At 45.6% G+C, this 20,632-nt stretch carries 17 protein-coding genes; 9 read left to right on the plus strand and 8 right to left on the minus strand.

All coding sequences use genetic code 11. The features are described from left to right. Positions 1–54: 54 nt before the first annotated feature. The 5 genes from dnaK (at position 55) to MIC7113_RS04240 (ending at position 5,687) form a co-directional block, all read left to right on the plus strand. A complete protein-coding gene (gene dnaK, locus MIC7113_RS04220; protein ID WP_015180929.1) occupies positions 55–2,025 on the plus strand; it encodes a molecular chaperone DnaK in 1,971 nt (656 codons plus the stop codon). Between the two features lie 156 nt (positions 2,026–2,181). Then, the gene (dnaJ, locus tag MIC7113_RS04225; protein ID WP_015180930.1) at positions 2,182–3,303 is read left to right on the plus strand and encodes a molecular chaperone DnaJ; all 1,122 of its coding nucleotides are present in this window, start codon (positions 2,182–2,184) and stop codon (positions 3,301–3,303) included. Beyond that, positions 3,300–3,569, plus strand: a complete 270-nt coding sequence (locus MIC7113_RS04230) for a sulfurtransferase TusA family protein (protein ID WP_015180931.1) — start codon at positions 3,300–3,302, stop codon at positions 3,567–3,569. The genes dnaJ and MIC7113_RS04230 overlap by 4 nt, the downstream gene beginning before the upstream one ends. Continuing rightward, positions 3,566–4,717 (plus strand): small ribosomal subunit biogenesis GTPase RsgA, encoded by a 1,152-nt coding sequence (gene rsgA / locus MIC7113_RS04235; protein ID WP_015180932.1) that lies wholly within the window; start codon positions 3,566–3,568, stop codon positions 4,715–4,717. Before MIC7113_RS04230 ends, rsgA begins: the two co-directional genes overlap by 4 nt. Before the next feature lie 61 nt (positions 4,718–4,778). Continuing rightward, on the plus strand, positions 4,779–5,687 hold the full coding sequence (locus tag MIC7113_RS04240) for a ChaN family lipoprotein (protein ID WP_015180933.1): 909 nt from the start codon (positions 4,779–4,781) through the stop codon (positions 5,685–5,687). 8 nt (positions 5,688–5,695) lie between these two features. Here the strand turns inward: MIC7113_RS04240 and MIC7113_RS04245 are convergent, their stop codons facing one another. The 3 genes from MIC7113_RS04245 to MIC7113_RS04255 all read right to left on the minus strand — a co-directional run bounded on the left by MIC7113_RS04245 (position 5,696) and on the right by MIC7113_RS04255 (position 8,792). Then, positions 5,696–6,142 carry a response regulator gene (locus MIC7113_RS04245; RefSeq protein WP_015180934.1) on the minus strand — a complete coding sequence of 149 codons (447 nt, stop codon included), beginning with the start codon at positions 6,140–6,142 and terminating at the stop codon, positions 5,696–5,698. Positions 6,143–6,506: 364 nt separating this feature from the next. Further along, positions 6,507–7,310 carry an inositol monophosphatase family protein gene (locus MIC7113_RS04250; RefSeq protein WP_015180935.1) on the minus strand — a complete coding sequence of 268 codons (804 nt, stop codon included), beginning with the start codon at positions 7,308–7,310 and terminating at the stop codon, positions 6,507–6,509. Further along, a complete protein-coding gene (locus tag MIC7113_RS04255) occupies positions 7,311–8,792 on the minus strand; it encodes a BCD family MFS transporter (RefSeq protein WP_015180936.1) in 1,482 nt (493 codons plus the stop codon). Between the two features lie 154 nt (positions 8,793–8,946). Here MIC7113_RS04255 and MIC7113_RS04260 point away from each other — a divergent pair, with 154 nt between their 5' ends. Then, positions 8,947–9,894 (plus strand): aldo/keto reductase, encoded by a 948-nt coding sequence (locus MIC7113_RS04260; protein ID WP_015180937.1) that lies wholly within the window; start codon positions 8,947–8,949, stop codon positions 9,892–9,894. Positions 9,895–10,357: 463 nt separating this feature from the next. Beyond that, positions 10,358–10,576, plus strand: coding sequence for a hypothetical protein (locus MIC7113_RS04265; RefSeq protein WP_015180938.1), 219 nt, complete (start codon positions 10,358–10,360; stop codon positions 10,574–10,576). Positions 10,577–10,610: 34 nt separating this feature from the next. Here MIC7113_RS04265 and MIC7113_RS04270 read toward each other — a convergent pair whose 3' ends face one another. Further along, on the minus strand, positions 10,611–11,441 hold the full coding sequence (locus MIC7113_RS04270) for a sugar kinase (protein WP_041779894.1): 831 nt from the start codon (positions 11,439–11,441) through the stop codon (positions 10,611–10,613). A gap of 165 nt (positions 11,442–11,606) precedes the next feature. On the opposite strand from MIC7113_RS04270, the gene rsmI reads away from it, so the two are divergent. After that, complete coding sequence (gene rsmI, locus MIC7113_RS04275; protein ID WP_015180940.1) at positions 11,607–12,476, plus strand: 16S rRNA (cytidine(1402)-2'-O)-methyltransferase; 870 nt, start codon at positions 11,607–11,609, stop codon at positions 12,474–12,476. Then, positions 12,473–13,243, plus strand: a complete 771-nt coding sequence (locus MIC7113_RS37915) for a hypothetical protein (protein WP_226883592.1) — start codon at positions 12,473–12,475, stop codon at positions 13,241–13,243. Before rsmI ends, MIC7113_RS37915 begins: the two co-directional genes overlap by 4 nt. A 212-nt stretch (positions 13,244–13,455) precedes the next feature. Here MIC7113_RS37915 and MIC7113_RS04285 read toward each other — a convergent pair whose 3' ends face one another. The 4 genes from MIC7113_RS04285 to MIC7113_RS04300 all read right to left on the minus strand — a co-directional run bounded on the left by MIC7113_RS04285 (position 13,456) and on the right by MIC7113_RS04300 (position 20,604). Further along, positions 13,456–14,583 carry a hypothetical protein gene (locus tag MIC7113_RS04285; protein ID WP_015180943.1) on the minus strand — a complete coding sequence of 376 codons (1,128 nt, stop codon included), beginning with the start codon at positions 14,581–14,583 and terminating at the stop codon, positions 13,456–13,458. A 553-nt stretch (positions 14,584–15,136) separates the two neighbouring features. Next, entirely contained in the window at positions 15,137–16,060 is a 924-nt protein-coding gene (locus tag MIC7113_RS04290) for a nucleoside hydrolase (protein ID WP_015180944.1), read from the minus strand. A 77-nt stretch (positions 16,061–16,137) separates the two neighbouring features. Then, complete coding sequence (locus MIC7113_RS04295; protein WP_015180945.1) at positions 16,138–20,148, minus strand: two-component regulator propeller domain-containing protein; 4,011 nt, start codon at positions 20,146–20,148, stop codon at positions 16,138–16,140. Between the two features lie 120 nt (positions 20,149–20,268). Beyond that, the gene (locus MIC7113_RS04300) at positions 20,269–20,604 is read right to left on the minus strand and encodes a nitrile hydratase subunit alpha (RefSeq protein ID WP_015180946.1); all 336 of its coding nucleotides are present in this window, start codon (positions 20,602–20,604) and stop codon (positions 20,269–20,271) included. Between the last annotated feature and the right edge of the window lie 28 nt (positions 20,605–20,632).

Here is a 20,632-nt window from a genome sequence, read left to right on the forward strand (position 1 = left end):
ACCCGCTTTAACTTAAACGTAAACAACTTGACATAATATTTAAGCCGAAGCCCTATGGGAAAAGTTATTGGCATCGACTTGGGCACCACCAATAGTTGCGTTGCTGTGTTAGAGGGTGGTCAGCCCATCGTCATTTCAAGCACGGAAGGAGGGCGAACCACTCCGAGTATAGTGGGATTTGGCAAAGCAGGGGAACGATTGGTCGGTCAACTAGCAAAGCGGCAGGCCGTGACCAATGCCGAAAACACAATCTACAGCATTAAACGCTTCATAGGGCGTCGGTGGGATGACACGGCTACGGAACGATCCCGCGTTCCTTATAACTGCGTCAAAGGTCGTGATGATACCGTCGATGTCCAAATCCGGGGACGTACATATACTCCTCAAGAAATCTCTGCCATGATCCTGCAAAAGCTCAAGGCGGATGCCGAAAGCTTTCTTGGGGAGTCGGTGGAGCAAGCCGTGATTACGGTTCCGGCCTACTTTACAGACGCCCAACGGCAGGCGACCAAAGATGCTGGGACTATTGCAGGTTTGGAAGTGCTGCGAATTATCAACGAGCCGACGGCAGCCTCCCTCGCCTACGGACTCGATAAGCAGTCTGAAGAGCAGCGAATCTTGGTTTTTGACTTGGGTGGCGGGACGTTTGATGTCTCGATTCTTCAACTGGGAGACGGAGTTTTTGAAGTTAAAGCCACCTCTGGCAACAATCACCTAGGAGGCGATGACTTCGATAATGTGATTGTGCGCTGGATGATTGAAAACTTTAAAGGAACTGAGGGGATTGACCTCGGAACCGATAAAATGGCACTTCAGCGCTTGCGCGAAGCGGCTGAAAAGGCAAAAGTTGAACTCTCTAGTATGCTTTCAACCTCCATTAACCTGCCCTTCATCACAGCAGATGAGACAGGCCCAAAACACTTGGAGATGGAGCTATCGCGCTCAAAGTTTGAAGAACTGGCGAGCGAACTGATTACAGGAACAATTGAGCCTGTAACCCAATCGCTGAAGGACGCTGACCTGAAACCCGATGATATTGATCGCATTTTGTTAGTGGGCGGTTCCACCCGTATCCCAGCCGTACAGGAGGCGATTAAGAAGTTTTTTGGGGGGAGAACACCCGATAAGTCAGTCAATCCTGATGAAGCAGTTGCCCTAGGAGCTGCCATTCAGGGCGGTGTCTTAGGCGGCGAAGTGGAAGACTTGCTGCTTCTGGATGTCACCCCTCTATCCTTAGGAATTGAGACTCTAGGCGAAGTATTTACAAAAATTATTGATCGTAACACCACCATTCCGACCAGTAAGTCTCAGGTTTTTTCCACGGCGACGGATGGTCAAACGTCTGTAGAAATTCATGTGCTACAGGGTGAACGGGCAATGGCGAGGGACAACAAGAGCCTGGGCAAGTTTCTGTTGACGGGCATTCCCCCTGCCCCAAGGGGTGTACCTCAAATCGAAGTCTCCTTTGAAATCGATGTAAACGGCATTCTTCAAGTCTCAGCCGCCGACAAAGGGACGGGTAAAGAACAAAGAATCCGAATTACCAATACTGGAGGATTAAGTGCCAGTGAAGTAGAACGGATGCGAGTTGAGGCAGAAAAATATGCCGAGGACGACCGTCGCCGCATACAATTGGTTGAACTCAAGAACCAAGCTGATAGCCTATTCTACAGTTACGAAGGCACCTTGAAGGAAAGTGGCGACTTGGTTCGCGAAGACCTCAAGGCTCAAGGAGAGGAGAAGAAGCAGCAGCTGCAACAGGCAATGGCAGATTCCTCCATTAGTATTGAGGAAGTGAAACAACGGCTTGAGGATTTTCAACAGAAGTTGTTTGAGATTGGTGCTGCTGTCTATCAGCAAGCTTCACCCAGTGTAGACACAGATGAATTTGTACAGACCGAGGAGGTATCTTCAACGCCAGAATTTAGCCAACCGTTTGAATCCCCGTCTACAAGCGAAGAAGACGACTTGATTCTAAACTTTGACGAAGAAACTGTAACCGCTGACTACGAGGCGGTTGACTAAGGGACGCTCCTAAAAGGTAGCGCTTGACCTGTTTTTCTGCTAGACAATGGATAGATAAATGGGTGAGCTGTGAATGGGTCATCAGTGACTTCACTCCAATCACCCAAATTCAATTCCACCGCCCCTATAAAGTAACAAAACACCGCTCGGCGCTCTATGCCTGACTACTATGACATTCTAGGTGTCTCTCGTGACGCCGACAAAGAGGAAATAAAACGTGCTTACCGCCGCCTTGCCCGGAAGTATCACCCGGATGTCAACAAGGAGCTAGGGGCTGAAGAGCGCTTTAAAGAAATTAATCGGGCTTACGAAGTTCTCTCAGAACCCGAAACTCGCGCCCGATATGACCGCTTCGGTGAAGCGGGTGTTAGCGGAGCGAGTCCCGGCTTCGGCGATATCGGCGATATGGGTTTTGCCGATATTTTTGAAAGCTTCTTCAACGGCTTTGCAGGTGGGATGGGTCAGCAAGCGACTCGCCGACGCAGCGGTCCAGTTCGCGGTGAAGATTTGCGACTCGACTTGAAGCTGGACTTTCGGGAAGCTGTGTTTGGGGGTGAAAAGGAAATCCGGATTCCTCACCTGGAAACCTGTAACGTCTGTAACAGTACGGGAGCTAAACCCGGGACTCGACCCCGTACCTGCCCCACTTGCAGCGGTACAGGTCAAGTGCGTCGTGCAACCCGAACGCCCTTTGGTAGTTTCACTCAAGTCTCAGTTTGTCCCACCTGTAATGGCGAAGGGCAAGTAATTGAGGACAAGTGTGAATCTTGCGGGGGTGCAGGTCGCAAGCAGGAAACCAAAAAACTGAAAATCACGATTCCACCGGGCGTAGATAATGGCACAAGGCTGCGCGTTTCCAAAGAAGGAGACGCGGGATTACGCGGTGGCCCTCCCGGAGATCTATACGTCTACTTATTTATTGAGGAAGATGCTGAGTTTCATCGGGAAGGGATTAATATCCTATCGGATCTGAAGGTCAGTTACTTACAAGCAATTTTGGGATGTCGCTTGGAAGTCACGACAGTGGATGGGCCAGTGGAATTAACGATTCCGCCCGGAACACAGCCCAATACGGTGTTAACCCTAGAAAATCATGGTGTACCCAAACTAGGAAACCCCGTCAGTCGGGGCGATCACCTGCTCACAATTTTGATTGATATTCCTACCCGGATCACAGCAGAGGAACGGGAACTGCTGGAGAAACTGGCAAAGATTAAGGGCGATCGCACCGGGAAAGGTGGCATAGAAGGGTTCTTAGGAGGGCTGTTTCGCGGATGAGTAACTTAGCCGAATCGACGCCCAAGCCTGCACCTGATGCCCAGCTAGATTTGCGGGGGACGCCTTGCCCGATTAACTTTGTGCGAACCAAACTCGCCATCGAGCAAATGACACCAGGCTCCTTATTAGAAGTGTGGCTCGACCCCGGAGAACCGATTGAACAGGTGCCCGATAGTTTGGTAATGGAGGGCTACTTAATCGAGTCAGTGGAAGATCGCAGTGGCTACTTTGCACTGAATGTAAGGCGTCCAATAGCGTCTGCATGAGTGTTTTACCCTGTGATAGCGAGTTGTCCCAAGTATCCACACCGTTATGGGGAACAGTGGTGGCGGTGCAAGCCAACTTCTATCAGGTGCAGTTAGAGCCAGGGTTGAAGGTGGGAAAGTTGAAAGGGGAAGGTTTAGAAGAGGACGTTCCATCTGAACATTCTCAACCTTCTATCATTCAATCTGTAACCCTACTGTGTACTCGTCGGACTAGACTGAAAAAAATGGGTCAACGGGTCATGGTCGGTGATCGCGTTGTGGTAGAAGAACCCGATTGGGAAGGCGAACGAGGTGCGATCGCAGAAGTCCTACCCCGCAAAACCCAGCTAGACCGTCCTCCAGTCGCCAATGCCGACGAAATTCTCTTAGTGTTTGCCTTAGCCGATCCTCCCTTAGACCCGTACCAACTGACTCGATTTTTGGTGAAGGCAGAGTCTACGGGATTGGGGATTTGTTTGTGCTTGAATAAAAAAGATTTAGTCTCAGACGAACAGTTGCAGGAGTGGACGAGTCGTCTCAGAAATTGGGGTTACGAACCTGTATTGATCAGCGTCCACACCCATGAGGGATTAGAGAAACTGAGCCAGCAGCTCAATCATAAAATTACCATCTTGGCTGGCCCGTCTGGGGTGGGTAAATCCAGTCTGATCAATGAGTTGATTCCTGATGTCAACGTGCGAGTGGCAGCAGTATCGGGAAAACTCAGCCGAGGGCGTCACACGACTCGTCATGTCGAATTGTTTGATTTACCGGCAGGTGGACTCTTAGCAGATACTCCCGGTTTCAACCAGCCTGATATTGACTGTCCCCCTGAAGAGTTAGCCCAATATTTTCCAGAAGCAAGGCATCGGTTAGCTACCCATCGCTGTCAGTTTAGTGATTGCCTGCATCGAGATGAGCCAAACTGTGCGGTGCGGGGGGATTGGGAGCGATATGAGTATTACTTGGATTTATTGGAAAATGCGATCGCGTGGCAAGATCGATTGCACCAGCAAGCCGATCCTGAGTCAACCATGAAGGCCAAAACCAAAGGAAAAGGGCAAACTCAGTACGAACCCAAACTAGAAAGTAAAAAATATCGTCGTCACTCCCGTCGTTCCCAACATCAGGCGCTGGAGGAGGTATACCAGGACTCTGACGAATCATGAATTAAACTCAACTTCCCTGAGAAAAGTTCCCAGACTCATAACTAATCGCTAAATTAGGGTTATGAGAAAACGCAAAATTACCCAATTCTGTGCGTGGTCTTTGGGAATCTTCTGTCTGTGTATCACCCCAGCTTGCGCCCAAAACACATCAACTCCTCACACCCCAGAGCAGCAACAGCTCAATCAACAAAAAATAGTGCAGGAACTGCTCAAGGCAGATGTAGTGTACTTGGGAGAAACTCATAATAGTCCAGAAGACCATCAAGCCCAACTAGAAATCCTACAAGCACTCTATCGAGAGAAACTGAAAAATGCCAAGGACGCGACTGCACCTCGCATGGTGATTGCGATGGAGATGTTTCAGCGACCCTATCAGAATATTCTCGATCAATATATCGCAGGGAAAATCACAGAGGAACAGTTAATTGAGCAAAGTGAGTATGAAGAACGCTGGGGTTTTCCTTGGGAATACTATGCGCCGATACTTCGCTTCGCCAGAGCTCATCAACTGCCTGTCTTAGCGCTGAACACACCGACAGAGGTAACACGTAAAGTTGCTCGTAGTGGATTAGACAGCCTAACTACCGCTGAACGCAGGTATATTCCGCCGCTTTCAGAAATTCGCACAGATAACGCCGAATACCGTCAAATGATCCAAAAATCTTACGAACAACATCATCAAGGTGGACATGGCAACAGTAGCAGCTTTGAACGATTTTTCACCGCGCAGGTGCTATGGGATGAGACAATGGCAGAAGCGATCGCCCAATTCATCAAAGCCAATCCAGATGAGCAAGTGGTCGTCTTAGCTGGGCAGGCTCATATTGTTTATGGCTACGGAATACCCAGTCGTGTTGCTCGACGCCTGAATAATAATCAATTAGTACAGCGTTCAGTCTTGCTTGGTGTTCCTCCAAAGGAACCATCTAGAGGCAAAAAAATGATTGCTGATTACTTTTGGGAACATTAGCGGAGAACTTACCAATTCCCTATTCTAGCCAGTCCAGCAGAAATAGAAATAGCCTGACTCACGCTTGTGGGGACAAACTCACTGATAATGCCCTCTGCTAAGAAATACTCAACGGTATTCACGAGTTCTTGAGGATGGCAAGGCTTAGAAAGATAAGCATCGGCACCTTGCTTGATTCCCCAGTAATGATCGCAATCTTCTTTCTTGTTAGAACACATGATTACAGCTATGTTCTGAGTTTTCTGATCGGATTTAAGCCGCCTACAGACTTCGTAGCCATTCATCTTCGGCAACAGGATGTCTAAGATGATCAGACTGGGACAAAAACGCTGCGCCTGTTCCAGTGCTGCCACACCATCATCCGCAAAAATAATATTTAACCCAATCGATTTAAGGATTTTAAAGACGATCAACTGTTGTGTTAGATCGTCATCCACGACTAAAATTGTGCCCATAAATACTCACCTGCCATCAGGAAGGCTCAGGAAAGGCTTTTGAACTGATATCTTGTACCCTTACCAGGGCAAGCTTTCTTTGCATCGGGTGGGCAGTGTCCAATTTCCTAAACAACCAAGCCATAGCATTGGTGAACATACCTCACCCTAAGCTATTGACAAGGGTGCAAAATATAAGTTGAAGATATTCTTATCTTAAGTTTTTTTTGTATATAGCACTACTATAATTAGCGTAAAGTTGTGAATTTTCCTTAAGCGTAAACAAAAAGTTAACCGTGTCTCCTCCGGTTAGACTGTGAAATCACAAACACCTAATTCTACAAACCGCTTGCAGAATGAGGAGTTGAAGGCGTAGTTCATAGCCCTAGCTATTGATCAGTGGTTGTAATACACTCACCATTTCAGGACTGCTCGCCACGAGGGTAGGCAGTGATATTGTCCCGTAATTCTCTCCAACGATGAGGGGGAAAATTTGCTTAGAATCAAGGGGTGCCCAAACCCCGTCGGCCGCTTGTACAATCACCCAAGCCCCTGCAATATCCCAAATCTTGGGAGTCGCTTCGATACCTCCCAACGCTGCACCACTAGCAATGGAGAGGAAGTTGTAACTGGCAACACCTAACATGCGAATTTTACAAGGTAGGGCTTGCTGCAATAGTGAGGCACTGCGGGTGCAAAGGCTGAAAAAGTGGTTGCTGCTGAGGGAATCAGTGCTGCTGTGGATCGGACGTCCATTGAGAAATGCACCGTTTTCTATGCCTGTAATTCCCGATTCCCCTGGCAAAAAACCATGAAACGTTTGCCCAATAGGAGGAAAATGAACGTAGCCAAATACAGGAGTTCCTTGATAAACCAAGCCGAAGGAAATGCCCCAAAGCGGAATTCCTCTGGCGAAGTTGGTGGTGCCATCGAGGGGATCGATAATCCAGCACCATTCAGTGTCCGGAAAAACGTGTTGCCCTTCTTCACTTAAAATCCCGTGACTGGGAAAATGAGAAGCGATCGCATCTCGAATCGTCTCATCCGCCCACTGATCCGATTGGGTGACTAAGCTACCATCTAACTTCTCTGATGCCTGCACTTGTCCGAAATCAGCCATAAGCTGAGTGCCGACACGGTTAGCCGTCTCGGTGGCAAAGTTAAGAATCTCTGTCCAAAAATCAGTCAATTAATCTAACTCTCCTTCCATCACACTTGCGATCGCTGCTTTTGCATTATCCTGGAATTCTTTGACATTGATTCGCCTGAGCAACCAAACCGCCCAAATCATTCCTACCGCTTGCAAGGCAAACACCGTTCCATAAGCCAACACAGGCTCTGTAAACAGCATTTTACCCAAATTCAACACAGCCCCACCCAGCACCGTTGCTAGTCCCCTAGCCATCGCCTGAGACAAGCCCCAAGCCCCAATAAACGTACCTGCTGTTTCAGCCGCCGTCAAATCTAACATCAAACTAGTCGCACCAGCCGTCAGTATCCCAGAGGCAAGCCCGAAAAATAGTAAGCTACCCTTAAGCAGTCCTGCATTCCCCGTGAATCCTGCCATAATAATTAATCCAAAGCATACTGCCGCCCCAATACACCCTAGTCTGGTTGTTTTTTTCTTACCCAAACGGGGCAAAATCAAAAAACCCGTTCCACTGATACCCAGCAGCGTCCCGACACCAAAAGGTACATTCAGCTTAGTGGTTTCCGAGATACACATCCCGAATACCTCACCACCATAAGGTTCCATCACAGCATCTTGCATAAACAGACTCAGGGTGAGTACCAGAAGAAAGGTGAAAAATAAACGGGTTTGACGCGATGCGGTTAAAACTTTCAGCGCCCGCGAGAGCGTAATTTTATCTTCTCGCTCTACCAACGTCGATCGCACACCATAACGAGAATACTTCTTCTCAACCCCAACGGTTGCCAGCAAACACAGCCCAAACACCACGGCGGGCATGAATAAAAAGACGGGGTTAATCGTGGTTTGCAATTTAGCGATATCGGCAACTTTTGCCGTTTGGGTCGGATTATAGGACGAAATCGCCGCTCCACAAATTTCTGGTCTGTCCAGTAACCCACCGCTAATAATGGCTCCGACCACAATCCCCACCATTAACATCGACCAGACAACTCCAATCAGTTTAGATCGGTTGTCTTCATCCGAGACATCGACGAGAAGGGCGGCAAAAGGAGTGGAACTGGCACTGAGGGCTAAACCATACAGGGCAAAAATCAGAGCCAGTACTGCCGCCCAACTGTAGGTTTGTATACTCCATCCAGTCGCTTGTAAACTGCCGCCCAGTTGCCAAACCACTTGCAGGGCGATGAAAGATAGGGTGGTAAACACAGCCGCACCAATCCACACATAACCGGTACGGTGATAGCCGAAAAGCGTTTTAGAATCAGACATCTGACCAAACCACACCCGTGCCGGACTGACAAACTGGTGCATGGCAATCGCACCGGCGGCAATCAGGGGCAATACCTTGAGTTCGTCAATCATCACCCGGTTGAGTACTCCCAGGGTGAGAAGTGACATGATGCCTAATCCCATTTGGAATAAGCCCAACCGAAACATAGTCAAAATCTTGATTCGGGGAATATTCTTATCCGTTGGCGATGGGGGGGGTGGGGAATTGGAAAAATCACTGGTTTCCATATCGGTGTGAGAGCGATCGCTTGCCGAACTTAGTATTTTATCCTTCTTCTATCTATCTAAAGTTACATGTTAATTAGCTCTCTTTTCGGGTGGCGTTGATGATTTGCAACGATACACTAAGGAAAATAAAAAAATGTAAACAATAGAGTTGATCATGCAAACGACTACTTTAGGTCAGAATGGCCCAACGGTTACCGCGTTAGGGATTGGAACTTGGGCATGGGGCGACAAGCTATTTTGGAATTACGGCAATGATTATGGAGCCTCCCAGGTGCAAGCGGCCTTTGAGGCAACTTTAGAGGCGGGTATCAGCTTTTTTGATACGGCGGAGGTTTACGGGTTGGGAGAATCAGAATCCCTGTTGGGACGGTTTATGAAACAACTAGGGCGTCCCGCACAAATAGCGACTAAATACTTTCCCGTACCCTGGCGATTCGGTGCCCAATCTGTTTCTGAGGCTTTAACCGCCAGTTTAAACCGTCTACAGGTTGAGCGAGTTGAACTGTACCAAGTGCATCAACCGTTCAGCTTCTTCATGAGCCAAGAAACATTGATGAATGCTCTAGCGGATGAAGTGCAACGAGGTAGAATTGCCGCTGTCGGCGTTAGTAACTACTCCGCTGATCAGATGCGAGAGGCTCATGGCTATCTGGCAGCGCGTGGAGTGCCGTTGGCGGTGAATCAGGTGCAATACTCCCTGCTGCATCGGAAGATTGAACGGAATGGCATTCTCGATACAGCGCGTCAACTGGGCGTGACAATCTTAGCCTATAGCCCTTTAGCTCAAGGATTACTTACCGGCAAGTACAGCCCTGAGCAATCTTTCCACTTCAATGATGTCCGTAGAATTGACCCCCGTTTTAGCAAAAGTGGTTTAGAAAAAATAGCTCCCGTGGTGCAGCTACTCAATCAGATCGGTGAAAAGTATAATCGCACACCGGCTCAGGTTGCCCTCAACTGGCTGATCGCTCAAGGCGTTGTTCCCATTCCCGGTGCCAAAACCGCGCAGCAAGCCCAACAGAATGCAGGTGCCTTAGGCTGGAATCTGAGCGCAGAAGAGGTTGCCCAAGTAGAGCAGGTGACTCGTCCGTGGGTCGGCTAATGTAATGCTGTGATTGGTAAGATATCACGAAGTACGCTTTCAATTTATTTCAATTTTCATGAGGGATGATAAATTTCCATGAATTATTATCCCTTTTCTATCCAAATCTGAAATAAAATTTTCACCCCTTCGATATAAATTTGATAGCCAGTAGAATTACATTCGCCCTGAATAAATTTAGATTTGCAACGTTTATTAGAGGCGGGTTTAAAGAATAGATTTTCAGCTAAATATTGCTCACCCTCTACCTCGACTCAGAAAGTGTGATAGACCTCACAAAAAATTGGGTTAAGCATCACTCTCAAGCACTAGCTTCATCACACTCAGACAAGAGTAATATCACCAAAATATAGTGTCTGACTCACGTTGAGGGCAGACTATTATCACAGGGATAATGCCCTGAAATCACTCTGTTCAGAATGAAAAACTCTCATAGTGTAAGAATCGAGTTCAATAGTGTCCAATGCTTATCCCAGTTCGTCTCATCCCCGGTGCAATATCCGACTTATTCGCTCAAGTCACGATCTCTGGTAAGATTACCTTGGCTGACCGCTATGGGTTGATGGCAGCCGTATTAGAAGACTCAATGACGGAAGACGAGAGGAGCGCCATTGATCGGTTGCTTCGGGCTTTGTGTCGGGGACGAATCCAGGTGGTGAATGAGATTTCATCGATTGCCTAACCCTCAAAAAATAGGCAAATTTAGAACCGTTTGGTTATGTTTTCATCCACTGACGAGTCCCAAAGAATTGACAGGAATAAGAAGCCAGTTCAGCGGCTTCAGCTAGGGAATCTGCAAAGTTTTGCCGCAGGATGGAGTGACAAAATGCCCCGTGAAAAACGTCCCCGGCGGCGAGTGTATCAACGGCCTTAATTGGTGGCAATTGAATTTGATCCAACACCCCTAAAGTGCAGTATTGAATTGGTTTTTCCCCTTGAGTAATGGCGATATGAGGAATCCCTAAAGCGGCAAGATAAGCCATAACCTCATCGCTGTTACGGCAACCGGGCGGATAAAAATTAGCAGAGCAAATAGCATAATCGACAAAAGGCAAAACCTTTTCAAATCCCGGTTTCCAGCTACCGCCATCGATGACAACTGGAATATTCTGACTTTTGGCTAACTGAGCGATTGCACATCCAACAGCCATTTGATGACCATCAATCAGAACTATATCAACATCTGCGTCCAGCTCAATAGGCTGCTGATCAGGTGTTATTTGAATTTTTGTAGCATTAAGTGAGATGACGCTGCGATCGCCAGTGGATTCGGTCACAATGATAGAAGAAACGGGCGGCGGTTCTAGGGTAGTCGGGTTAAGGTCAGCAATCCTAACCCCATGATGTTCTAAGTCACTTCGGATTAAGTGAGTGATGGGGTGAGTGCCTACCACACCGAGAATTGTGGCAAGATTACCCAAGTAACTAAAGGTTACGGCAGCATTGGTGGCTGGCCCACCAGCGGCAACTGTGTAGTCAGAGGCTACAACTTTTTGATTATGACCCGGAAGCTGGGCAGAGAGATAAACCAAGTCTAGGGTAACCATTCCTACAAAAAGTCCCTTGCTCACAAACCACACCCCTCCAGTTCAGTCTGACTTCCGCTAATTGTAGTATTTTGGGGAATTGGCGAGAGGGTTAACAACAGTGGGCGAATCACGCTTGTACCAGAGACTGTTGTGTGAGATCAGTCATTGAGAGGAAGATAACGGGTGGGAACGCTTTACGTAGTAGGAACGCCGATTGGTAACCTGGAGGATATGACATTCCGGGCAGTACGGATATTACAAACGGTGGATTTGATCGCGGCGGAAGACACGCGCCATACGGGAAAGCTGTTGCAACATTTTGAGGTGAAGACGCCCCAAGTAAGTTATCACGAACACAATCGCACTGAGCGTCTATCAGAATTGTTGACAAAACTGGCTGAGGGAAAAGCTATTGCTTTGGTGACGGATGCGGGGATGCCGGGAATCTCTGATCCGGGCTATGAGTTGGTTAAGGCTTGCATTGAGGCAGAGATACCAGTCGTACCCATCCCCGGTGCGACGGCGGGGATTACAGCCCTCAGCGCCGCTGGATTACCAACCGATCGCTTTGTGTTTGAAGGTTTTTTACCAGCAAGCGGTCAAGCTCGGCAAAAACGCTTAGAATTGCTGCAAGCGGAATCGAGAACATTAATTGTTTATGAATCTCCTCATCGCCTCCGCGCCACGTTGCCCGATTTAGCTAACTCCCTAGGATTTCACCGTCCCATCGTCATTGCACGGGAATTAACCAAGTTACACGAAGAGTTTTGGCGGGGAACAATTGAGGAGGCGATCGCTCACTACAGGCAGAAGGAACCTAGAGGAGAATTTACCTTGGTGATTGCGGGGTCGCAAGCAGAGATGCCTGTTTTCTCAGAAGACGACCTGAAAGCTGAGCTACTTCAAATCATGGCTCAGGGAGTATCGCGATCGCAAGCGAGTCGCCAATTAGCTCAAATCACCAAACTCTCACGGCGTCAGCTTTACCAACTGGCACTCTCAATTCCGGGTTCTGATCTTGAAGTGACAAAGGAGAATTTAAAAGAAAAGTGAAAACGCGATGGTTACTCACAGGTTGGCTGATGGGACTGCTTTTAGTCGGTTGTAATCGCTCACCCTCAGTCTCAGTCTCAGTCTCAGAAACACCTGTTTCTTCCTCCAATCCGACCCCTTCTAATCCAGGGGTGGTGTATTCAACCTCCAGCCCAACCACGTCTAAGCCGATTGAGGCATCACCCACGCCAAGACAAATATCCTCCAAACCCCTGAGTCCACCTGCCTCAGACACGTTTACCATTTCCCCTCAGGGCATTGGTTCGGCGAAAGTGGGAATGACCTATGGGCAGCTCAAAAAGATATTGGCTGGGAAGGCGGAATTTCAGGTGAAGTCACCGTTTATTGTAGATTTTGATGCGATCGCAATTACCCAAGACGGAAAAGAGCAATTTTATATTCTTTACCCCGCTGGAGTACCCTTAGCTGATTCCGATGTAATTGAAGCCTTAGTCACAGATAATCCCAATTATCGAACAGCTCAGGGGGTGGGTCCGGGAACCCTAATCGAGCAAGCCGAAGCCATCTACGGAAATGCCAGATTATCTTACAACACCCTCAATGAGTCAAGGGAATACGTCCAATTTGCCAACCAACCCTCTAAAGATATCGCCTTCCGCACTCAGCCACCTCCCAATCAGTCCTTTGCAGGCATTTATCCCGAATCCAAAGCAGAGCTTAAAGAGACCCAAAAAATTCAAAAAGCAGCCTCAATTGGGTTAGTCGAAGTTTACTGTCGGCAGAATTGCCCCTTTCCGTCGCCCTAAACGGAAGTTTCCTCGCGAAGGCGGGCGGCGAAAGTTTCCCACTAGTCTGATCAAAGGAGTGGGGGAAGGGGAGAGGGAGAGAAACACCGACAAAAAAAATGGGTGGATTATTTCTGCCAGTCTACATTAGGGCAATAGCGCTCAACTAGAATCCAAAATTGTTTTGTTATGTAGTGATTCAAAACAGTATGTCGTTATTCAACGGTTATCGCCTAGGCATCTTGGAACACGTCACTCGAAAACATCTCTGTTAAGGTGCGTAGATAGGGTAAAAAGGTTGCCATTTCATTAGCCGGTAGGCGATCATGCATGTCCCAACCCATTGTTTTGAGCATGTCTTGGATCAGTTTCCAACTGACCTTTAGGCGAGGATATAACATGACGCACAGAGGAAAGAGTTCTTGTTGTACCGAGCGGATGTCGTCTTCTAAAACGCACAGGCACAGATAAACCTGAAACATCTCAACATCACGGATACTAGCGGTTTTCACCGTAGGGTTACTGAGCAGACCACTGTAGCTGGCATAGCTGGGATATAAACGGCAAACTTGGTTACAAACAGAGACAGCAATCTTACTGCTGAACGGTAAAAGATGCTGAACAGCCGATAGAGCCGGAGAATCAAAGGGATGGTTAGCCGCAGCTTCGTAGGCCGCTTGTAGGGGCATGTACATGTGGTCATCCATTACTTTTAAGTAGGGCAGCCACAGCCTTTGTTCTGTTGATGTCAGCCACTCCAGCAACTTTTGACCCGTGTAGTGAAACTGCATACTGACGAAGCCAATGGCTCGGCGATCCACACGAGTGTATTTCTGGCGTACCAGACCAAAATCTTTCCCCACAATCACCGATAGCCGACGGGGCGTTGACCGCTCGGCATAGGCCGCAAGTACTTTTTGAAACAGCACACGAGTATCAGCGGCAATCTCCAAGGGATTGATCAGGTCGGGGTTGATGCCGTGGCGTCGGATTTCTTCAGATAGCAACGTTTCTGTGAGAGACCAGGCTTGAGCACTGGCTAAATTTAAATTTTGCATCAGCTTTTGAGCCGTGCGCTCTCGACCTTCTTTCGAGGCAGTTTGCTTGAGATTGTCAGCCTCGCTCAGCGCCGAGTACTCATCCTGCCCTGTCACGGAAACAAAGTATTTCCGCGCCCAGAGAGCCGCCAAAGAATGAACGTTGGATTTTGATGTTGATGATGAGGATTTAGAGGAGGGAACGAGGGAAGGACGATCGCTCCTTAGCGCAGTGCCTTTTGGGCAATCCTCAGCTATAGAATTGGAAACTGAAACTCCAGAGGACTGAACTTCAGCCCCGATAGATGCCAACGGATGAGCCATGTCAATAGGGATTCTATTAGGGATATATGAAAACGAGCTATGCCGTATTTTTACTTATTTTTATAATTTAGCAAACAATATTTTTACGATTATTTAACTAAATCCGGATCTTTTCTAATTTTTCTGAGCTGAGCAGGCTATCTTCGGTGATGGGCTTTCCTTACGGGCAACAGCGAAAAAGGGCTTTTTAAAAGAGCGATCGCCACTGGGATCAGAGGTTGTACCACTCGTTAGCCATTCCTCACGGCATTTTGGCGTAAAACACACTTATTTGGGTAATTTTTTTGAAAATTCTGCTTAATCGACTCAGATATCAATAATTTTGGGGTTTATACGGACTGTAGCTATCCCTTTCCCTAGAAAACTCCCTTACTTCCTGTATGACATGACTGAAGTATTCTCTCAAATTTTTAGGTTCTTTTAACAGATTTTCCCTATTGTCTAAAAATACTCATCCGCTCCCTGTAGGCTATCTAGCCTAATCTTATAACTGGATATTCTTTATAGAAGAATTGACAGACCTTGAAGGTAATTTATAACTTTAGGTCATTGCCTAACGTGCCCATTGTTGCAAGATGTAGGCGTAGTATTTTTCCTGATCGACTTTGTCCATGGCTTGAATCTTTCTGCCGCCTGTTTCCACTTTGGTTCGTCCCTGACTTTTGCCAGTCGTGACAATTACGGTTTCCCATTCTTGAAGTTGATAAAATTCTGGATGAGCCAGATAAGTTGTAGCAAGAACATCCCAGAAGTAATAAACCTGTGTCATTACCAGTGCATAACATTGTCCTGCTAAATCCGAGAGAGGATATCGGCGTTGTTTAGTGAGTTGACGCACAAACTCGGATGTTACGGGAACCTGATTCGTCAGATCCAAGGGACATAGAATCAAGGGAATCTGAGTCTGCCATACCCGATGAGCGGCGAGGGAGTCCCAGTAAACATTCCATTCCGCTGAACCATCCTGTCCCGGTTCCAGAGCCGGTTCAACATTGCCGGGGACGTTGAGCGCCCCACCCATCCAGACAATTCTCTCAATGTGTTGCTCAATTTGTGGTGCTAAATCGAGGGCAGCCGCGACTGTGGTTAAAGGACCTGTGACCATCAATGTGACAGGTTGCTCTGCCGCCAAGAGCGATCGCACCATAAATTCTTGACCGGTTTCTGGGGCTAGGGGTGTCTGAATTTCATCCTGTTCGTTGAGAATGGGCAAATAATCTACCACAAAGGAATCACGGCGGTAAAGGGCTGGGAATGGATTGATTCCTCGAACTGTACTTTGGGCAACTGGAATGTCCGAACGCCCGACTAAATCCAAAATTTTGCGTGTTGCACTCACGGCTTGCTGGATGTAGCAGTCTGCTGGAGTAACCACAATGCCAAGGGGCTGGATATGTTCCATTGTCATCAGCAGCAGGGTTGCCAGATAATCATCTACGCCGCCATCTTGATCCATTAATACTAGTGGTTTAGACATAGTATTTTGCCTTAATCAGGGTCTCAATAAGGTATCATTTCTTACGCAACAATAAAATCATGGACAAAGATTTCCCCTTAAGCCTTTATATTGGGAAAACTTATTGCCAATTCGATTCCCTGCTCTTGTTTTAATTCAATATTGCCCTCTAGTTGCTGCGTTAAAACTTTAACTAACTTGAGACCTAAAGTGGATTTTTCTTGAATATTAAAATCTTTAGGGAAACCAACCCCATTGTCTTTAACGATTAAAGTAAATCTCTTATTTCTATCAAATTTGAAATACAGATTTATTAGACCTTTGGCTGAGTTAGGGAAAGCATGTTTTAATGAATTTGACAAAAGTTCATTAATAATCAATCCACAAGGGATAGCTGTATCAATATTTAGGTAAATCGGTTCTATGTTAGAATAAACTTGAATCAATTCCGAATCTACTTTATAGGAGAGTAGAAGATGATTCATTAACGTTTCAACATATTCGGCAAAATTAATTTTTTCTACTGATGTTGATTGATATAGTTTTTCATGAATTATGGTCATTGATTTAATTCGGTTGTAGCTTTCCTGAAAGACTGCCAATGTCTTTTCATCATTTAGTGTTTGGGATTGGAGATCTAGCAAACTACAAATTATTTGTAAATTATTTTTGACCCGATGGTGGACTTCTTGTAGCAAAATTTCTTTTTCCCGGAGTGATGCACGTAGAGCTTCTTCTGCAAACATGCGATCTGTAATATCAATTGCTACCGATACAGCCGCCGTATTTCGGTGATATTTCTGAACTGACATCAAGTAACTTCGTATAGAGTCCTGGACTGATAACTTAATAACTTGGGTCGTACTTAGCTCTGGACTGGCTAGAAACTGGTGGATCAACTCAGACAAGAGAGAGTCGGTTAAAAAAAAGCCAATTTCTCGACCAATAAAGTCATCTGGAGACAATTTGAAGGTGTCCGCTAAATGTCGATTAACACCGAGGTAACGCCCATCTGAACTCATCCAGCAAACACACCCAGGGACAGTATCTATAACTGCCTGAAGTTGATCTTTTGCTTGTTGTAGTGCCTCAATATAATCTTGACGTTCAGCTTCTGCCTGTTTGCGAGATGTGATATCTTGAAAGGCGACTATGGCGTATAAAATAGCACCCTGTTCATCATAAATAGGGGTTCCCCAAACTTGTAAAGGAACAATTTTATCGGATTGATGAATCTCCAGATCATCAAGAGTTATTTTTTCCCCCCTCAATGCCCGTACCAAGGGTAATTGCTCTGTTGGATACAACTGCTCTGTCCCAGCAACATAGGCTTGGCAAGTCTCAGAAAAAAGCTGGATAGGTGGTTTAAGAAGGGCTTCTATACCCTGCAACTGCAAGCCAATTTGGTTGACATAGATGAACTGACCTGCTTGATCAATGACTCCTATCCCTACCGGGATAGCTTCTAGAAACTGATTCAACTTTCTTTCACTTTCGCGCAGCAATGCATTTTCTTTCTTTTGCGCTCTGGTTTTCCACTGGACATACCCAATTACAACAGTGACCACAGCCATAATATAAAGAGTGTAAGCCCACCAAGTTTTCCAAGGAGGGGGAGTAATCAAGATTTTGATAGAAGTGCCTTTTTCATTCCACACGCCATCGTTGTTGGAACCTTTAACTTTAAATATGTATGTTCCACCATCTAGGTTGGTATAACTGGCATAGCGCCTGATTCCTGAATAAATCCAATCTTTATCAAATCCTTCTAACTTGTAGGCATATTGATTTTTCAGAGGGTTTGTGTAGTCAAGGGCAGCAAATTCAAATCCAAAAAAGTTATCTTTGTAAGATAATTTTATGGATTGAATTTCAAAAATCGATGGTTTTAATTTTACACTCTCATTAAACTTTTTAAAGTCAGTTATAACGATTGGGGGAATATGAGGATTGTCTTTTACCTGATCAGGATAAAATGCATTGAAGCCATTGAGTCCTCCAAAAAACATTTCCCCTGTTTTACTTTTGAGATAAGCTTTCACGCCATCAAACTCATTTCCCTGAAGCCCATCGCTGACATCATAATTTCTAAAGGTTTCAGTTTTAGGATTAAATTTGGAGATTCCTTTGCCAGTGCTTAACCAAAGATTACCTTCATCGTCCGCTAGGATACCTACTACTGAATTGTTAGGTAGTCCATTTTTTTCTGTGTAATGTGTAAATGTTTCAGTAGCGATATCAAATTTATCAAGCCCTCCCCCAAATGTACCTATCCAGAGCGTACCGGACGGATATTCATAGATAGATACAATTCGATCATAACTTAGACTATTTGGATTTTTGGGATCATGTTTGTAATGAATAAAATTTTCAGTCTCACGCTGAAACTTATTCAGTCCACCATTCAAGGTACCAATCCATATTGTCTCAGCTCGATCTTCATAGATTAAAAAAGCACTAATATCACTTAAACTATTGGGATTACTAGGATCGTTTGTATAATGTGTAAACTGTTCAGACTCTGGCTCAAATTTGTTGAGTCCGCCACGCATAGTCCCAATCCAAAGCGTACCTAAATAGTCTTCATGAATGGAGGTGACGGTATTATCACTTAAACTATAAGGCTTATTAAAATTATGTTGATAATGGGTAATTTTTTGGGTTTTACGGTCAATTTTATCGAGTCCACTGCCAAACGTGCCAACCCAGAGCATACCATTTCTATCTTCATAGGTTGACCAAATATTGTTACTACTTAAGCTATAAGAATTTGCTGAGTTGTGTGTGTAGTGGGTAAATTTTCCAGTTTGACTATCAAACTTATTGACTCCTCCGTCCGAAGTGCCAATCCAGAGCTGACCGAAATGATCTTCATCAATTGACATCACATGATTATCACTCAGGCTATTGAGCTTAGCTGGGTCATTTTTGTAATGTAGGAATTTCGGCTCTTTGAGGTCTAACTTATTAAGCCCACTGAATGCGGTACCAATCCATAAAATTTGGTCATGACCAACCCAGAGAGAGATAACTAGATTATCACTCAAGGTTTGTGGATTTTTAGAGTCATGCTTGTAATGAATAAATTGCCCATTTTTAGGAACAAATTTATCGAGTCCTGAACCATAAGAATTTCCATACCAGCTACTTGTAGCTAGCCAGAGATTGCCAAGTTGATCTTCAGCCATTGAATTGATAGTATTATGATTTAAACTATTAGGGTTATCTGGGTCATGAGTGTAATGGAAAAATCGTCCGCTTTCGCGATCAAATTCGTTGAGTCCTCCATTTTTAGTACCAATCCAAAGCTTCGTAGACTGGTCTTCATGGATTGATAAGACAGTATCATCATTCAAGCTACTGGGGTCAGATGGATTATTTCTGTAGTGAATAAATTGACCTGTTTTGCGATTAAATTTGTTGAGTCCCCCGCCGCCTGTGCCAATCCACAGAGTCCCTAATTTGTCTTCATAAATTGAGAAAATAATATCGTTACTTAAGCTATTCGGGTCATTTAAGTGATGTTGATAATGAGTAAACTGCTCATTTTCGCGATCAAATTTATTAAGTCCTCCTCCATCTGTACCAACCCAGAGTGTACCAAATCGGTCTTGATAAATTGATAAAACTCGATTATGACTCAAGCTTTTTGGATTATCAACATCATGTATATATCGGGTAAAATTTTCAGTCTCTCGATTAAATTTGTTGAGTCCCCCCCCATCTGTACCAATCCACATTATTCCAGACTTGTCTTCATAAATTGATGTGATAAAATTATCAGATAATGAGTATGCATCAAGAGCGTTATATTTATAAACTGTGAAGTCATAGCCGTCATATTTATTAAGTCCATCTTGCGTCCCAAACCACATAAATCCCTGACTATCTTGAAAGATAGAGTTAAGGCCACTTTGAGACACCCCTTGGTCAGCAGTGATATGTTCAAATGTAGGATTTGCTTCGGCAGCATATACAAAAGTTGGTAGGCTCAGGAGGATTATAATCGTGAGGATAAAGTTCAAAATTGTATTTTTGAGCCATTGTCGAATTTGACAACTTATTTCATCGTCTTGATAACACCAATCAAACACAATGCTCACCTTCATAGACTCTACTATTCTTGAAGCTCCTCGGATTAGGCTTCTAAGATAATAGGGTGGGCATTGCCCACCCTACAGGAGAATTGTTCAAAAATTAATAATAAGTTCAACAAGAATATTGAGACATCAAGCACAGATTACGATCGGAGGGTCTTCAGGGTCATCAATATCACTCCAAGATGGAACCTCTGACTCTGTAAGTTCAGTTGGCTTGGAAGGGAGTGAGATTTCGTAGACTTGATTACTGTCTACGTTGGCATCTGCACTCATTAGGCTTCCCTCTGAGCTGCTTTCGTTCACTCTGGCTGTTACACCATTAGGAAGAGTCAGTCCGTTTTCTTGAAGAACAGCGACGGGTTCGGAGATAAAGCGTTCTTTAAACTCTTCATCTAACCAGGCTTGGGCGACAATCTTAGACAAAGCTTTTTGCGATTCTGGGCAATCTTTCGTTAACAAAAGCATTTTTTCTGCAATCCGAGTTATGATTTAG

It is taken from the genome of Allocoleopsis franciscana PCC 7113, assembly GCF_000317515.1.
Classification (GTDB): Bacteria; Cyanobacteriota; Cyanobacteriia; order Cyanobacteriales; family Coleofasciculaceae; genus Allocoleopsis; species Allocoleopsis franciscana.

Bases quoted from the DNA above. Each gene is read 5' to 3' on its own strand.
- dnaK (WP_015180929.1), top strand. From the start codon at position 55: ATGGGAAAAGTTATTGGCATCGACTTGGGCACCACCAATAGTTGCGTT.
- dnaJ (WP_015180930.1), top strand. From the start codon at position 2,182: ATGCCTGACTACTATGACATTCTAGGTGTCTCTCGTGACGCCGACAAA.
- MIC7113_RS04230 (WP_015180931.1), top strand. From the start codon at position 3,300: ATGAGTAACTTAGCCGAATCGACGCCCAAGCCTGCACCTGATGCCCAG.
- rsgA (WP_015180932.1), top strand. From the start codon at position 3,566: ATGAGTGTTTTACCCTGTGATAGCGAGTTGTCCCAAGTATCCACACCG.
- MIC7113_RS04240 (WP_015180933.1), top strand. From the start codon at position 4,779: ATGAGAAAACGCAAAATTACCCAATTCTGTGCGTGGTCTTTGGGAATC.
- MIC7113_RS04245 (WP_015180934.1), bottom strand. From the start codon at position 6,142: ATGGGCACAATTTTAGTCGTGGATGACGATCTAACACAACAGTTGATC.
- MIC7113_RS04255 (WP_015180936.1), bottom strand. From the start codon at position 8,792: ATGGAAACCAGTGATTTTTCCAATTCCCCACCCCCCCCATCGCCAACG.
- MIC7113_RS04260 (WP_015180937.1), top strand. From the start codon at position 8,947: ATGCAAACGACTACTTTAGGTCAGAATGGCCCAACGGTTACCGCGTTA.
- MIC7113_RS04265 (WP_015180938.1), top strand. From the start codon at position 10,358: ATGCTTATCCCAGTTCGTCTCATCCCCGGTGCAATATCCGACTTATTC.
- MIC7113_RS04270 (WP_041779894.1), bottom strand. From the start codon at position 11,441: ATGGTTACCCTAGACTTGGTTTATCTCTCTGCCCAGCTTCCGGGTCAT.
- MIC7113_RS04285 (WP_015180943.1), bottom strand. From the start codon at position 14,583: ATGGCTCATCCGTTGGCATCTATCGGGGCTGAAGTTCAGTCCTCTGGA.
- MIC7113_RS04290 (WP_015180944.1), bottom strand. From the start codon at position 16,060: ATGTCTAAACCACTAGTATTAATGGATCAAGATGGCGGCGTAGATGAT.
- MIC7113_RS04295 (WP_015180945.1), bottom strand. From the start codon at position 20,148: ATGAAGGTGAGCATTGTGTTTGATTGGTGTTATCAAGACGATGAAATA.
- MIC7113_RS04300 (WP_015180946.1), bottom strand. From the start codon at position 20,604: ATGCTTTTGTTAACGAAAGATTGCCCAGAATCGCAAAAAGCTTTGTCT.